Genomic DNA, 13,049 nt, shown 5'->3' with positions numbered 1-13,049 from the left:
CCGATAACTAGCCGCTATACGAACACCATAGCCTGGTCGTAGCATTTATCTATTCCAGCGGCAAATGATCGAGTGGTTTTACCTCGCGCAGGACGAAGGTGGTTTGCATCTCTTTAATGCCCGATAATCGGCGGATAACTGACATGGCGAAAGTGGAAAAACTATCGAGGTCTTCCGCGACCACTTGCAGCAGGAAGTCAGCATCTCCAGCGACAGCATAGCAAGCGATAACCGGCGTTAACTCCCCTACCTGCATTTCAAATAGCTTGGCTTCTTCTTCACTGTGGCTGTCAATTTTCACCCGAATAAATGCCAAGATTCCCAAACCAATTTTTCGTCGATCGATATTGGCTTGATAACCAGTAATAATTCCGCTCTCTTCTAATTGTTTTACCCGTCGCCAGCAAGGGGAAGTTGCCATCCCGACTTTATCGGCCAGCTCCTGGTTCGTCATACGGCCAGCATGCTGTAACTGTTTCAGTATTTTAATATCTGCCGGTGTTATGAGTGATGATGGCATTTTCTACCTGATTGTTATTTTATTTGGGAATGTATTACCAATATTAGCTGAATTCAGGTGATAAAAGAAAGCACTTACCTGCCAGCGAGGGATATGATTATGAGCATATATTATCGGTAAAAGGACAGTGGCTGTGGCAGAGCAAATGCGGATCGCGATTATGGTTAACCCTGAACTCCCTGTTGGTTTAATTGCCAATACCACCAGCGCGGTAGGGATTGGTTTAGCAGCAAAATTTCCGCAACTGGCAGGGACAATGTTGTCCGATTCAGGGGGGAAAGAAATTGATGTTAGCTCAAAATTACCGGTACCTATTTTACAGGCAAATGCTTCGCAGATGAGAGAGGTGCTGTTGAAAGCATTGGCGGCTACCAATGAACGGGCAATTGTGCCTTTTCCGGCATTTGCACGTGCAATGCACAGCTTTCAGGATTATGCAGATGCGTTCCCGCAACACTCTCTCTGTGATGAACAGCTCGATGGTTTGGGATTGGCCGGGCCAGAAAAATGGGTTCGTTCATTGACTGGCGCGTTAAAACTGCTGCGCTAGTCAGGTAGGCTATCAATGGAAAAGAAACGGGTTCTGGCATGGAACCCGTTTCTTTATTGGCTATCAGTGGGTTAAGTTAACTGGCTTAATTGCAATACGTTACCGGCGACACCATTGATATACAACTTGCGATATTCATTAGCGGGCAGGCTAACGGATAATTCACGCCAAGCCGGTTGATAGCTGCCGGTGCGCGCAAAGGTGATATCAATACGGTGATTATCGGTAGTCACCTGCCAACTCAGCCACAATGCATGGCCCTGCTGCCAGCGGTGGCTTTCGCCATCATCTTCAAACAGCATTCCACTCGATCGCCCCGCGCCCTTGGTGGGGTAGAGTGCCAACTCGCGTTGTGAGTCCAACTTGGCATTAACAAAGGCGATGCGGCGTGACAGCGGCAGCGCTGCGCCGGCCCGTACCAATAGTGGCAAACGCTCCAGTGGCGCATCAAGGATGATCTTTTGCCCGCCGCCATACCATTGGCCTGTGTGGAAACAATACCAGCCGCCATTATTATCAGGCTGGCTATTATCAGGTAAGTACACTTCCCGCAGGCGTTGTCCGGCTTCTACCACACTGGCAACTAACAAGTCGCGGCCCAGCATAAAGTCGTCATTTTCTGTAAACGTGCCGCTATCGTGCTCATGATCGAGGAAAGTAGGGCGCAACATCGGCTCATCATCATGGGTGGCCTGCCACTGTAAGGTGTAAAAATAGGGCAGTAACCGATAACGCAGCGCCATAGCATCACGAATCATCGGCGTGGCAGCAGGGTACATCCAGGGCTCGTTTACCGTGTGGTCGTCATTCCATGAGTGAATAGTAAATCGTGGATGCATCACGCCATTTTGTACCCAGCGAATAAATAGCTCGGCTTCGGGTTTGTCACCCGAAAAACCGCCGACGTCGTGGCCGAGGTTGTATAACCCTGACAGGCTCATCCCCAGCCCCATGCGGATGTTATAGCGCAGCGTTTGCCAACTGGTACGGTTGTCACCACTCCAGGTCTGGGCGTAGCGTTGCATACCGGCACAACCAGAGCGTGATATTAAATACGGGCGTATATCTGGTGCAAATGCTTGTTGAGCCTCCATTGAGGCACGCATCATCAGCAAAGGCATTATCGGTCTGATATGTTTGATAGCGATAGATTCACCGAATCCATTACAGCGCGCTTCACCATCCCACACTTCATATTCATTATTATCATTCCAGGTAGAACCGATCCCCATCTCCAGCAGTTGTTTGGTCACATTCTCCTGCCACCAATCCACGGTTGCAGGATTGGTAAAATCAAGATGGGAGCCTTCATCATCCCAGAATGAAGAGCGCTCTGGTAACCCGGTTTCGCCATCACGAATAAATAATCCGCGCTCGGCAACGTGCTGATATTGTGGGTGATCTTGTAATAGGCACGGTTTAATATTGGCGGCTAACTTAATGCCCGCTTGCAAGAAAGCCTGACTCATCACCTTGGGCTGTGGCACTTTGTCGTAATTCCAGTTAAAAACATAACGCTTGTTGTTGATTGAGGTATAGCCCGATGAGAGCTGGAAAGAGTCGCAGGGAATATCATGCTGCTGGCAGAGTGTAATGAATTTTTGCAACTGTACCTGTGCATCGGGAGCATCGGTGTAATGCATGGTTGAACCGCTGTAACCAAGGCTCCATTTTGGGCCAAATTTGGTTTTACCGGTCAGGCGGACAAAGGCCTTGGTAACATCCAACACTTTCGGGCCGAGGAACATATAGTAATCAAGATCGCCAGCTTCAGCCTGATAGCGGCGATAGGCCAGATGGTAGTTATCAATCTCATTCCCTAAATCTAACCAGCAACTGCTTAAATTGTCATAAAAAAGACCAAAGCTGACATCATCACGGCGAGTGATGGTAAACGGGATATGCTTGTAGAGTGGGTCAGTACTGGCGGCGTTGTAACCCATAGCATCTAAATTGCGCATTTCAAAGCGGCGACCCGCACGGTTAAGATCACCGGCCTTTTCACCTAATCCGTAATATTGCTCATTGGGATATCGCCGCTGATAGTGAGCAATAGCCTCTCCATGGGGGCTGAGTAAATAAGCGCTGGTGGGCCGATCCGCGGCCAGTGGCTGCCACTCGCCGTGCTGATTTTTATATTCCCATGCCAGATATAGCGGTTGATAAATGGTCACCCGCAAACATTCAGTGGTGACTATCAACTGTTGTTCATGGTGTTCCAATTGATAACCTGGGATGGAGAAACCGTCCAGGCTAAGTCGGTCACGGCCAGACCATGGCACATCGCCTTGTGGGGCAATGCTCCAGGTGCGGTTTAAGGCCAGTTCACCATTCTTTTTAATCAGCACACGGCAGAGGTTTGGCTCTAATATATACAGACAAAATATATGATGGTCATCGACCAGTAATTCCAAATGGTCGGGATATTGGTTTATCAACTGCCAGTTTTTTAATGTTTTCATCACAGCTCTTCTTTTTTCTGGCAACAGTACGGGGGCACCGTTGCCGGGTTAATAGCATCAGGCAACCGGTTGTGTTTTATTGCGGCGTTCAGCAAACAGGGCAACCAGGAACACCGCACCAATCAAATCGAAGAAACCCATAGCAATAAACAGCGGGTTAAAGCCAATGGTGTCGGATACGGCCCCAATCAATAAAGTAAACAGGAAGCTGGCAATCCAGGCGGAAGAGCCGCGCAGGCCATTGACGGTGGCCACTTGGTTTTTATCAAAGGACTCAACGACTAATGCACTGAGCATGCAGGAGATAACCTGATGACCGAAACCACCAATAGAGATTAAAGCAATCGCCAGATAAGGGTCTTTGGTGATGGCAACAAAAGCCAGTGAAACCATCATAAAGGCACCGGTTACGGAGCTGGCGACCACTGAGTTGACACGGCTGCAACCGAACCATTTTTGGTAAAGTTTGGTTAAATAGCCACTGGTAACACTGCCGATATCTGCCGCCAGGAAGGGTAGCCAGGCGAACATGGCAATCTGTTTCAGGTCCATGCCCCGCTCGGTTGCCAAATAAAGTGGAACCCAGAAGCTAAATACTGCCCATGCTGGCTCGGCTAAAAATGCCGGGATAGCGATACCGTAAAATTTCTTATTCTTACTCAGAATGGCCAATGATTTAAGGAAAGGCAGTCGAGGGAGTACTGGTTCATTGTCTTGGTGAATCAGTTCAAACTCTTCCTTACTCAGGTTTGGATGGGTGTCAGGTGAATGATAAAAACGCCACCACAGCACAACCCAAACCATAGCCAAAGCACCGGAGAATAAGAATGCACCTTGCCAGCCGAAAGCCACATGAGCCAATACGATAATTGGTGGGGCTAACATCGCACCAATAGAGAACCCCACCCCCGCCCAGCCAGCAGCAATGGGGCGTTCCTTTTTCGGGAACCAGTCAGAAATCGCTTTGGCGTTTGCCGGTGTTGCCGCCGCTTCAGCACTGCCCATAAAGAAGCGCAATACCGCTAATTGGAACCAGGTACCAGCCCCTGCGTGCATCATGCATACCACCGCCCAGACACTGGCGCAGATCAGGAACCCCATTTTCAAGCCGATGACATCAATCAGCCAACCGCAGAGTGGCTGGAAGACGGTGTAAGCCAACTGAAAAGACGCCACAATCCACGAGTATTGTTCAGTGGTCATATTCAGGCTGGTTTTTAACTCAGGGGCCAGAATACCCAGAGAGTTACGGGTAATATAGTTAACGGTGACCCCGAGTAGAAATAGTGCCAGCATCCACCAGCGTAATGATTTTATTTTTCGCCGCCCGACAACTTTAGCGGATTGATTAATCTCAACACTCATCCCAGCCTCCTGATGTTAGTCGGCAGTAAATTAACCGGACCAACTTATTGTTTTGGTATGATCTATTTTCGGTTATTAAGATTATGCTGAGTTTTAATGTGACTCCGTTCACATTAAACTCGATTTAAAAAACTCAACATATTGATAATATTTGTTTTTTGTATATTTAATCAAAATTAACCGGACTGATAAGTTTTTAAAATTGGTTTACCAAAACAAGGTAGCTAGCTTAAATTGGCTTTAATACGCATTTTTTTGAAAGGATTTTCATAAGCTGGACAATATTTCAGCATTTATATTGAATAACGGCCTGAATAAGCTATTCACCGGCTATGAGAATTTTTTCATTTGCTAATTTGAGAGAGATCACAAAATGAATGGAAAGCTAAAAATACAAGAAATTGCTAATCAGACTGGCCTTTCAATTAGCACGGTATCGAGAGTATTAGCCGGTAAAGCCAATACCAGTGCGAAAGCAAAACAGCAGGTAATGGCGTATGCGCAGTCGCAGGGGATATTGCAGAATTTGTCCAGCGGGCGGTTGATGCTAAATAATATTATGGTATTTGCTCCTCATCGCGCCTTTGATGTACGTACCGATATTTTTTACTACAAAGTTATTCAGGGGATTACTGAGGCGGTCAGCCAACATGAAGTGATGATTCGCTACTGTGGATTATCTGAAACTCGCTGTGATATTGCGTTATTTTTGGAAAAAATAACCCATCCTCAAACCGAAGCAGCAATCATTATTGGTATCGACGATCCACGCATTCATACATTAGCAGCTGGGGTGCATAAGCCGTCGGTGTTAATTAATTGCCGTGACAAAGAAATGTCATTGGATAGTGTGTCGCCAGACCATCAACTGATTGGTGAGTTTTCTGCCAACTATCTGATACAGCAAGGGCATCGACGCATCCTGACCCTGCAATGTTTACGCCGCAACACGATGGAACTGCGCTTGGTGGGAATAAAAGAGGCTTTCGCCAATAACAATATGCGCTTTGATGATGGGCAGCATCTGATTACTACTCATGGCTTTGGCGCGGAAGAGGCTGAGCAAGCATTAACTGCTTTTATCATAGGTTGTGGAGATAAGAGCCAACTGCCGACAGCCATTTTAGCCGGGGGGGACTATATGGCGGTTGGTGCGGTTAATGCATTGAATAAACTGAATATGAACGTGCCTGATAACGTATCCGTTATGAGTATGGATGGTTTTAATCTGGCAGAGATTCATGATGTTCCACTGACGGCGGTGCATGTTCCCCGAGATGAGTTGGGGGCTGAAGCTATACAGTTATTGCAACGACGCTTATTACGCCCAGATGCGCCCTTCAGTAATACCTTGTTGCAGGGCAAATTAGTGGCTCGTGCTTCGGTCAAGCAGGTCAATCAGAAAAGAGTGATGTCTACGGCAAATAAGCCATTGGATCAGTTATATGATTTGTAATTCTTAGTATGGAAAATCATCAATGTCTATCTCATAAAATAGCAATTACCGCTATAGTTTACAGTTAGCTTTGCACTGTCTACGGCGGGCAAAGAGATAAATATGCATAAATGAGTTTTATATAAGTCAGATGGGGATATCTTATATCTTACCCGTCATCTTTCAGAATGCAGGTGGGTTGGCTGTTCCCGTTACTTGGCCCATTCATGGGGCTTGCCTCTGGGCCGCTGCAAGCAGCGTTCAAATCTGCTCCCGACAGATTTGTCCCCCTAATCACTGAGTTGTCGTGAATGAGCATGTTCGGGATGAGTGAGCCTGATTAAGGCTCACCTGACGGGGCGAGTATCAACGTTGTTCAAATCGGTTCACCACCGATTTGTCTTTTTCTTGCCACCTTCCTGCACCTTGAAATCTATTGGGTATAGCACATTGAATTTAAGGATATTACCGCATGGAATTTAAAGACTATTATGTCGTGATGGGAGTAGAACCAACCGCTTCCCTGAAAGATATTAAAACGGCCTATCGCAAGTTAGCGCGCAAATACCACCCGGATGTCAGCTCTGAACCCGATGCTGAAAGTAAGTTCAAAGAGGTCGCTGAGGCTTATGAGGTATTAAAAGATACTGAACGGCGTGCCGAATACGACGAGTTAAGGCTACACCGTAATGACCCGCGTTTTACACAGCAACAGGCTGCCTATAATTCAGGTAATCAACAATGGCACAGCAGTGCGGGTGCCGGTTCCCAAGATTTCTCAGACTTTTTTGAATCTTTCTTTGCCAACCGTGGTGCTTCCGCTCATCACACCTCTCAGCGATCACCTCGCGGTGTACGCGGCCAGGATCTTGAGATGGAGTTACCCATCTTTTTAGAAGAGACTTTAGCGGAACAGACGCGTTCTATTTCTTATAAAATACCGACAGTTGATGCTTCGGGGTATCCGGGAGCGGAGACCGCCAAAACGCTAAAAGTGAAAATTCCTGCGGGTGTGGGAGATGGCGAGCGTATTCGTCTTAAAGGGCAGGGTGCACCAGGTTTCGCCGGGGGAGCCAATGGCGATTTATTCCTGGTTATTCGTATTGCGCCGCATCCATTGTTTGATGTTGATGGTCAGAATTTGCAAATAGTGGTGCCGTTAGCCCCATGGGAAGCAGCATTAGGTGCCAATGTCGAGATGCCAACCCTAACGGGCAAAATAACGTTAACGGTCCCGGCAGGTAGCCAAAGTGGTCAGAAATTGCGTATCAAAGGCAAGGGGCTAGTCAGCAAAAAAGGCACCGGCGATCTGTACGCGATCCTCAAGGTAGTGATGCCGCCAAAACCGGACGAGAAAATGCGAGCGCTCTGGCAACAACTGTCAGATCAGGCGTCGTTTAATCCTCGCACCGGGTGGGAGTAACAGATTATGGCTGAAATAGAAATCACCTATACCGTGACTGAATTATGTCAGTCAACAGGAATAATGCAGGATGAACTGGTCGAGGTGGTCGGGTTGGGGGTGATTGTGCCACTTGAGCCTGCTGACAGCGTCTGGATTTTTGACGCTGATGCACTGAGTTGCCTTCAACGCGCCCAGCGGCTACAAAATGAGTTGGATCTGGACTGGTCTGGTGTAGCAATGACCCTAACATTGCTGGAAAGGGTTGAGCAGCTAAAGAAAGAAAATGACCAACTGCGCAGGCAGCTCGATCGTTTCTTGCAGATATCTTAATGCGATAGCACGGGTTGTGCCCATCTCGGCCAACCCGTATTTTGCTCTCTCTATCTCAGATATTATCCGATGGATAGCACCGAGCGGATATCGCTGTTTTTATTGATATTCCAGATTGTCGTGACATCATCCAGTGAATGAAGCTGGGTCTCAATAGCGAGCTTTTGTTGTGCCGCCAGAACGAAAATATCTGAAACAATTTGTTTTAATTCAGGGATAGCTGGGAAATTACCCGTACCACTACCCAGTATGTGCAAATTTGCGCTGCGTAACACCGCGGCGGGGAGTTGTAGTGTGGGAGATGCCATGGAACCAACATTGACTAAACGTATGCCTTGATCAGAGCCATCAGCATGAGAGGCAAGGTCATGATGGGTCAGTGCGGCGAAGAGAGCCTCGGTAGCAGGCCCCCAGATATAATCCACAATCACGTTATACCCAGCGGGACCCGCCGCTTGAGTAAATGCCTGCGTCAATTCCGCACCCTGCAATGTCAGGTCTACTGTGGCATCAGCCCCCAATGTTGCCAATACATCCTGACGTCTCCCGGCGGCGATGACCCTTCCCGCCCCTAAATGACGAGCTGCTGCGATGGCCAGTTTGCCTGAGGTGCCAGTCGCACCAAGGATAAGCACGGATTCACCCGGTTGAATCTTGGCCCGCCAGGAAAGCGGTAACCAGGCAGCCAATGCCGGGTTAATCAAGGCTGCCGCAGTCGCATTGTCAACTTCTGGCGGAACCGGAACATACCAGGATGCTACTGTGCGTTCGGCCATGGCACCAAAAGGCTGGCGAAATGAGGCAAAATAAACACGTGAACCATCAGGTAAATGCCCGACACCATCAGTACCAGGAACGATAGGTAATGTTTTCGGGCTGGAATAATGGGTGCCTTTAACGATAGCGCGATCAAGTTGTTTGATACCAGCAACCGCAACATTTATCACCGTTTCACCGTGCAGCGGTGTTGGCTCCACAAACTGCCCCAGAACCGGCGCTTCACCCAATGCCTCTACTATTGCAGCCTTCATCGTGTCACCTCACATTAGTGTGCTATTTAGCAATAGCCACCAATCTGCACCCAATCTATTATGAAGACAATATGCCCAGTAAGTGACTAATTTTCTTGTTAGATAAGGTATTTAAAGGCTGCTGACGCCCCCATCTACCCGTAATTCTGTTCCGACGATAAAACTGGATTCATCTGAGGCGAGAAAGACCGCAGCATGGGCAATCTCACTAGATGTTCCCATTCTCTTAATCGGTACCAGTTGGCGGATTTGTTCAGCCAGGTGCTCTTGTTCACTGCCGGATAACCCCAGTTTTTGCAGTGCCGGCGTCTGTGTCGGCCCTGGACTCAAGCCATTGACCCGGATTCCTCTGTCTGCCCACTCGCCTGACAAGGTTCGCGCAAGAGAGAGTAACCCTGCCTTGCTGGCGGCATAAACGCTGCTTTGCGGTAAACCGATATGAACACTGGCGGAGCCACAAAGAATCACCGAGGCAGGGTTAGCCAGCAGTGGCAACAGTGCTTGTAACAGGAAGAATGGGCCTTTCAGATTAGTTGATAATACTCGCTCAAAACTTTCTTCATCCCACTCTTCTATCGAACGATGAGTAACATCGCCTGCGTTGATATAGACGATATCGAGACGTGGCCAAACCTGGGTAAGTTTTGTCGCTAGCTGATATTGATCGGCAATATTACTGGCATCACTATTTAGCAGCAAAACTTGGTCGCCAAGCTCTTCATATGCCGCCTGCAAGGCCGCGCTATTTCTACCGGTGATTGCGACTGTTGCACCTTCAGCCAGAAATTGACGAGCAGTTTCCAGCCCAATGCCACTGGTTCCTCCTGTAATTAGTGCATATTTATCATTTAAACGATTCATGGTGAGTCTTCTCATTAATAACGATGGAAGACCATTTTTAATACAAAAGTATCTAAAGTATAGTAGGTACCAATTGGATACTAATGATGCAACAGGAAAGCAATGACAACCTATCAGCCGCTGACAGCAAAAAATAAATTAGAGCCGGACAATACGATTGTGGAAGAGAAGTGTCCGATGGTGCAATTTGTCGAACTTATCGCGGGGAAGTGGGCTATCCCAATTCTTTATCGTTTGATCGTCACTGCGGCTCCTATCCGATTTGGTGAGTTGCAGCGGGCAATTGCACCTATCACCCAAAAAGAGCTTACCCGGCAGTTACGTGCTTTCGAACAACGCGGTTTGGTCTATCGCAAGATCTATGCCGAAGTTCCCCCACGTGTTGAATATGAAATTACGTCATTGGGCAAAACATTACAGCCAACATTGGATTCGTTGGCCCAATGGATGAGAGACCATCATCAAGCCCTCAAGGGCAAGGTGTGACCGGGATTATTGTCGTGCCGAGACGATCCTATTTTTTCTCAATTCCGCTATTGGCAGTCGCGTAATACAAGTTATATGTACTACATTTAAAAGACTGCTCACTAATTCGGCAGTAACAAAAATGGCAACAATAGTTTCAAGGAGAGAGTATGAGTAAAATACCAAGTTGTTGTTCAGAAGATAACCACCCGAATAGCCGACGGAATGTGCTAAAAGCTGCATTGGGTATCACTGCTGCGAGCGTCATAGGTGGGATTGGTTTGGGGCTACCTCAAATATCATATGCAGCGGCTATGACCAGAGAAGAACGGGATAAGTTAACGCCAGATCAAATAGTTGAGAGTTTAAAACAGGGCAATAAGCGGTTTGTTTCTGGTAAAATGCAGCAACATGATTATCTTGCACAAAAACGCAGTAGTGCAGAAGGGCAGTTCCCTACCACGGTCATTTTGAGTTGTATTGATTCCCGCGCACCAGCAGAGATAGTGCTGGATACGGGGATCGGTGAAACCTTTAATGCCAGAATTGCCGGTAACATCTCTAATGATGATTTATTAGGTAGCCTGGAATTTGCTTGTGCTGCTGCGGGAGCTAAAGTCATCCTGGTTATGGGGCACACGGCTTGTGGTGCAATCAAGGGGGCTATTGATAACGTTGAACTTGGCAACCTGACTGGTCTACTTAATAAGATTAAGCCAGCAATTGAGTCGACGCAATTTGATGGAGAGAAAAGCAGTAAAAATGAAAAATACGTCGATGCTGTAGCGAAGAATAATGTCAAACACACCATAGATGAGATACGTAAAAATAGCGAAATAATTAGAAACTTAGAAAAAGAAGGGAAAGTAAAAATAGTAGGTAGCATGTACAACTTAAATGGTGGTGCGGTCGAGTTCATTATGTAATATGTTTGCTTTAATTCTATCCCATTCCCCTTGATAAACGTCAAGGGGAATAATAATTACTTCTGATTTGATACTAAATTAGATATCCTGTTATTTTTTTTATTACACACTCCTGCTTGGCTAAGAATAGTATTTATGCTTATATAAATGAGACGGTGTTATAATCAACGTCTGATAGCAGAGTGTCTGGTAAAGATTGTTTTTTAAATGGAATCGCGGGTGCATAAAATAAGTACATGGATATTTGTAAAGGCAAAACATATAATTGTTATAATTTTGTTTTTAAGTAAATAACTTGCTTTCATATTGTTAAATGGTATTTATCTCTTGAAGTTTTTCGCCTTTATTGTATTTTAACCTCTGTGGTTGCATGTTTCTTTTGGGATGAATAAAACAAGTTTCAAACATTTTCAATAAGAATGATACCATCATGATGCTGTATTATCTTATTACTATGAATAATTCATTTTCATGATTAATGGTTTTTGTCTAATTATTGACTTGATCAATTATTATCTGGTGTCTTTATCCGTTAAGAATTATATGTATGTATTAAATTATCGTTTAATATAAAATATAATTATAATATATAATTTAATTTGTTTTATTCATTAAACAAAAGTAATAATAATCACTTGTTTTCTTATCACATCAATGTTGTATGTGATTGGTCTTTATTAACCGAGTGAATGTATTTGAGGGGTTATTTATGTATGTCGATACAGTCTCTGTTGTCTCTGGCAGTAAGTTTATTGATGTCAATGGGAAAGGAGTGATTGATTATGAAAAAGAGATATCACTGGATTGCTGTATGAACAAGATTCATTTTCATACTAAAAAGCTAACAATTGATATTAATGAAAAACAAAAGAGATTGGTAATGTGTTTATTTAGTGATGTCAACCGTAAGCAAGATATCATAAAAGTAGTATGGTATGAAAATCATAAAAGTATTTAAGATAATAATTATCATCAATTAATACATAAGTTTAGAGCACATTTAAAAAGTGCGGGGATACCTGATGGTATTGTTAAAACCATAAACAGATACGGTCTTAGATTAGATGCAGGGATATTAAAAAATATGGTATCAAACAAAATGAATGATAGGTTTGTTGGCTACTAAAATAGACTTGTCATATCTGTTTTTTCCTCATTATAAATGAGAGGTTAGGGTGTTATCATTTTTTAATAAGATAGTAATAACACCCAGCCAAACTCTGTTTAGTAATAAAAGAAATTTGCTAGATGTGCTCTTAATCTTACTTGTTTTATATTCCCTAGGAATGCTTATTAATGCAGTGTCAAGTCAAAATGAAATGCCAGTTCCAATACTATATAAAGGTTACAATGGTGAGGATGATAAAGTAAAAAATAAAGAAATAATGATAAAAGAGATCAAAAGGTTAAAGTTATTTAGCAAGGTCATTAAAGATAACATACAAAAAAACAATGTTACTAACGATATAGCTAAGGCTCCCTTGTATATGGGAAGGCTGAAACTGGTTGGTATACTCGAACATGCAGACGAGTCAAAATCTATCGCCATAATAGACTCTGGCGTGGCACAAGAAACCTACTTTACTCATGATAGGGTAGAAGGTACTGATAGTATTATTATTGTGAAAATACTTAAGGATAAAGTAATTATTAGTGATGATGAAGTTTATTATTCACTGGTTATATTGGAGTAAGTACA

Annotated in this window: 12 protein-coding genes and 1 pseudogene; 8 read left to right on the top strand and 5 right to left on the bottom strand. The window is 44.9% G+C overall.

Annotated elements, in window-relative coordinates; all coding sequences use genetic code 11:
• Window positions 1-49: 49 nt before the first annotated feature.
• The gene (locus V1956_RS21365) at window positions 50-520 is read right to left on the bottom strand and encodes an Lrp/AsnC family transcriptional regulator (protein WP_083162779.1); all 471 of its coding nucleotides are present in this window, start codon (window positions 518-520) and stop codon (window positions 50-52) included.
• 127 nt (window positions 521-647) lie between these two features.
• On the opposite strand from V1956_RS21365, the gene V1956_RS21360 reads away from it, so the two are divergent.
• Window positions 648-1,070, top strand: a complete 423-nt coding sequence (locus tag V1956_RS21360; protein ID WP_420072149.1) for a DUF2000 family protein — start codon at window positions 648-650, stop codon at window positions 1,068-1,070.
• Between the two features lie 71 nt (window positions 1,071-1,141).
• Here the strand turns inward: V1956_RS21360 and V1956_RS21355 are convergent, their stop codons facing one another.
• The gene (locus V1956_RS21355; protein ID WP_442825641.1) at window positions 1,142-3,532 is read right to left on the bottom strand and encodes a TIM-barrel domain-containing protein; all 2,391 of its coding nucleotides are present in this window, start codon (window positions 3,530-3,532) and stop codon (window positions 1,142-1,144) included.
• A 57-nt stretch (window positions 3,533-3,589) separates the two neighbouring features.
• A complete protein-coding gene (locus tag V1956_RS21350) occupies window positions 3,590-4,897 on the bottom strand; it encodes an MFS transporter (RefSeq protein WP_442825640.1) in 1,308 nt (435 codons plus the stop codon).
• A gap of 373 nt (window positions 4,898-5,270) precedes the next feature.
• On the opposite strand from V1956_RS21350, the gene V1956_RS21345 reads away from it, so the two are divergent.
• The 3 genes from V1956_RS21345 to cbpM all read left to right on the top strand — a co-directional run bounded on the left by V1956_RS21345 (window position 5,271) and on the right by cbpM (window position 8,067).
• Complete coding sequence (locus V1956_RS21345; RefSeq protein WP_420075326.1) at window positions 5,271-6,353, top strand: LacI family DNA-binding transcriptional regulator; 1,083 nt, start codon at window positions 5,271-5,273, stop codon at window positions 6,351-6,353.
• Window positions 6,354-6,804: 451 nt separating this feature from the next.
• Window positions 6,805-7,755, top strand: coding sequence for a curved DNA-binding protein (gene cbpA, locus V1956_RS21340; RefSeq protein ID WP_442825639.1), 951 nt, complete (start codon window positions 6,805-6,807; stop codon window positions 7,753-7,755).
• A 6-nt stretch (window positions 7,756-7,761) separates the two neighbouring features.
• On the top strand, window positions 7,762-8,067 hold the full coding sequence (gene cbpM, locus V1956_RS21335; protein ID WP_083162789.1) for a chaperone modulator CbpM: 306 nt from the start codon (window positions 7,762-7,764) through the stop codon (window positions 8,065-8,067).
• A gap of 62 nt (window positions 8,068-8,129) precedes the next feature.
• Here the strand turns inward: cbpM and V1956_RS21330 are convergent, their stop codons facing one another.
• Together V1956_RS21330 and V1956_RS21325 are read right to left on the bottom strand one after the other, a co-directional pair.
• Window positions 8,130-9,098, bottom strand: coding sequence for a quinone oxidoreductase family protein (locus V1956_RS21330; RefSeq protein WP_442825638.1), 969 nt, complete (start codon window positions 9,096-9,098; stop codon window positions 8,130-8,132).
• Between the two features lie 111 nt (window positions 9,099-9,209).
• A complete protein-coding gene (locus tag V1956_RS21325; RefSeq protein ID WP_442825637.1) occupies window positions 9,210-9,959 on the bottom strand; it encodes an SDR family oxidoreductase in 750 nt (249 codons plus the stop codon).
• Between the two features lie 102 nt (window positions 9,960-10,061).
• Here V1956_RS21325 and V1956_RS21320 point away from each other — a divergent pair, with 102 nt between their 5' ends.
• The 4 genes and pseudogenes from V1956_RS21320 (at window position 10,062) to V1956_RS21305 (ending at window position 13,044) form a co-directional block, all read left to right on the top strand.
• Window positions 10,062-10,445, top strand: coding sequence for a winged helix-turn-helix transcriptional regulator (locus V1956_RS21320; RefSeq protein WP_420072287.1), 384 nt, complete (start codon window positions 10,062-10,064; stop codon window positions 10,443-10,445).
• A 149-nt stretch (window positions 10,446-10,594) separates the two neighbouring features.
• Window positions 10,595-11,350, top strand: a complete 756-nt coding sequence (locus V1956_RS21315; protein ID WP_420072286.1) for a carbonic anhydrase — start codon at window positions 10,595-10,597, stop codon at window positions 11,348-11,350.
• A gap of 709 nt (window positions 11,351-12,059) precedes the next feature.
• Window positions 12,060-12,476 (top strand): annotated as a pseudogene (locus V1956_RS21310) (winged helix-turn-helix domain-containing protein).
• Between the two features lie 49 nt (window positions 12,477-12,525).
• Window positions 12,526-13,044 (top strand): type II secretion system protein N, encoded by a 519-nt coding sequence (locus tag V1956_RS21305; RefSeq protein ID WP_442825636.1) that lies wholly within the window; start codon window positions 12,526-12,528, stop codon window positions 13,042-13,044.
• The last annotated feature ends 5 nt before the right edge of the window (window positions 13,045-13,049 follow it).

Source organism: Yersinia sp. 2540 StPb PI (assembly GCF_052217165.1).
GTDB classification, from domain to species: Bacteria; Pseudomonadota; Gammaproteobacteria; order Enterobacterales; family Enterobacteriaceae; genus Yersinia; species Yersinia enterocolitica_E.
The sequence above is the reverse complement of the archived record's forward strand: the minus strand, read 5'-3'. Positions and strand labels throughout refer to the sequence as shown.

Coding starts and splice junctions, on each gene's coding strand:
- V1956_RS21365 (WP_083162779.1), bottom strand. CDS start 520: ATGCCATCATCACTCATAACACCGGCAGATATTAAAATACTGAAACAG.
- V1956_RS21355 (WP_442825641.1), bottom strand. CDS start 3,532: ATGAAAACATTAAAAAACTGGCAGTTGATAAACCAATATCCCGACCAT.
- V1956_RS21350 (WP_442825640.1), bottom strand. CDS start 4,897: ATGAGTGTTGAGATTAATCAATCCGCTAAAGTTGTCGGGCGGCGAAAA.
- V1956_RS21345 (WP_420075326.1), top strand. CDS start 5,271: ATGAATGGAAAGCTAAAAATACAAGAAATTGCTAATCAGACTGGCCTT.
- cbpA (WP_442825639.1), top strand. CDS start 6,805: ATGGAATTTAAAGACTATTATGTCGTGATGGGAGTAGAACCAACCGCT.
- cbpM (WP_083162789.1), top strand. CDS start 7,762: ATGGCTGAAATAGAAATCACCTATACCGTGACTGAATTATGTCAGTCA.
- V1956_RS21330 (WP_442825638.1), bottom strand. CDS start 9,098: ATGAAGGCTGCAATAGTAGAGGCATTGGGTGAAGCGCCGGTTCTGGGG.
- V1956_RS21325 (WP_442825637.1), bottom strand. CDS start 9,959: ATGAATCGTTTAAATGATAAATATGCACTAATTACAGGAGGAACCAGT.
- V1956_RS21320 (WP_420072287.1), top strand. CDS start 10,062: ATGACAACCTATCAGCCGCTGACAGCAAAAAATAAATTAGAGCCGGAC.
- V1956_RS21315 (WP_420072286.1), top strand. CDS start 10,595: ATGAGTAAAATACCAAGTTGTTGTTCAGAAGATAACCACCCGAATAGC.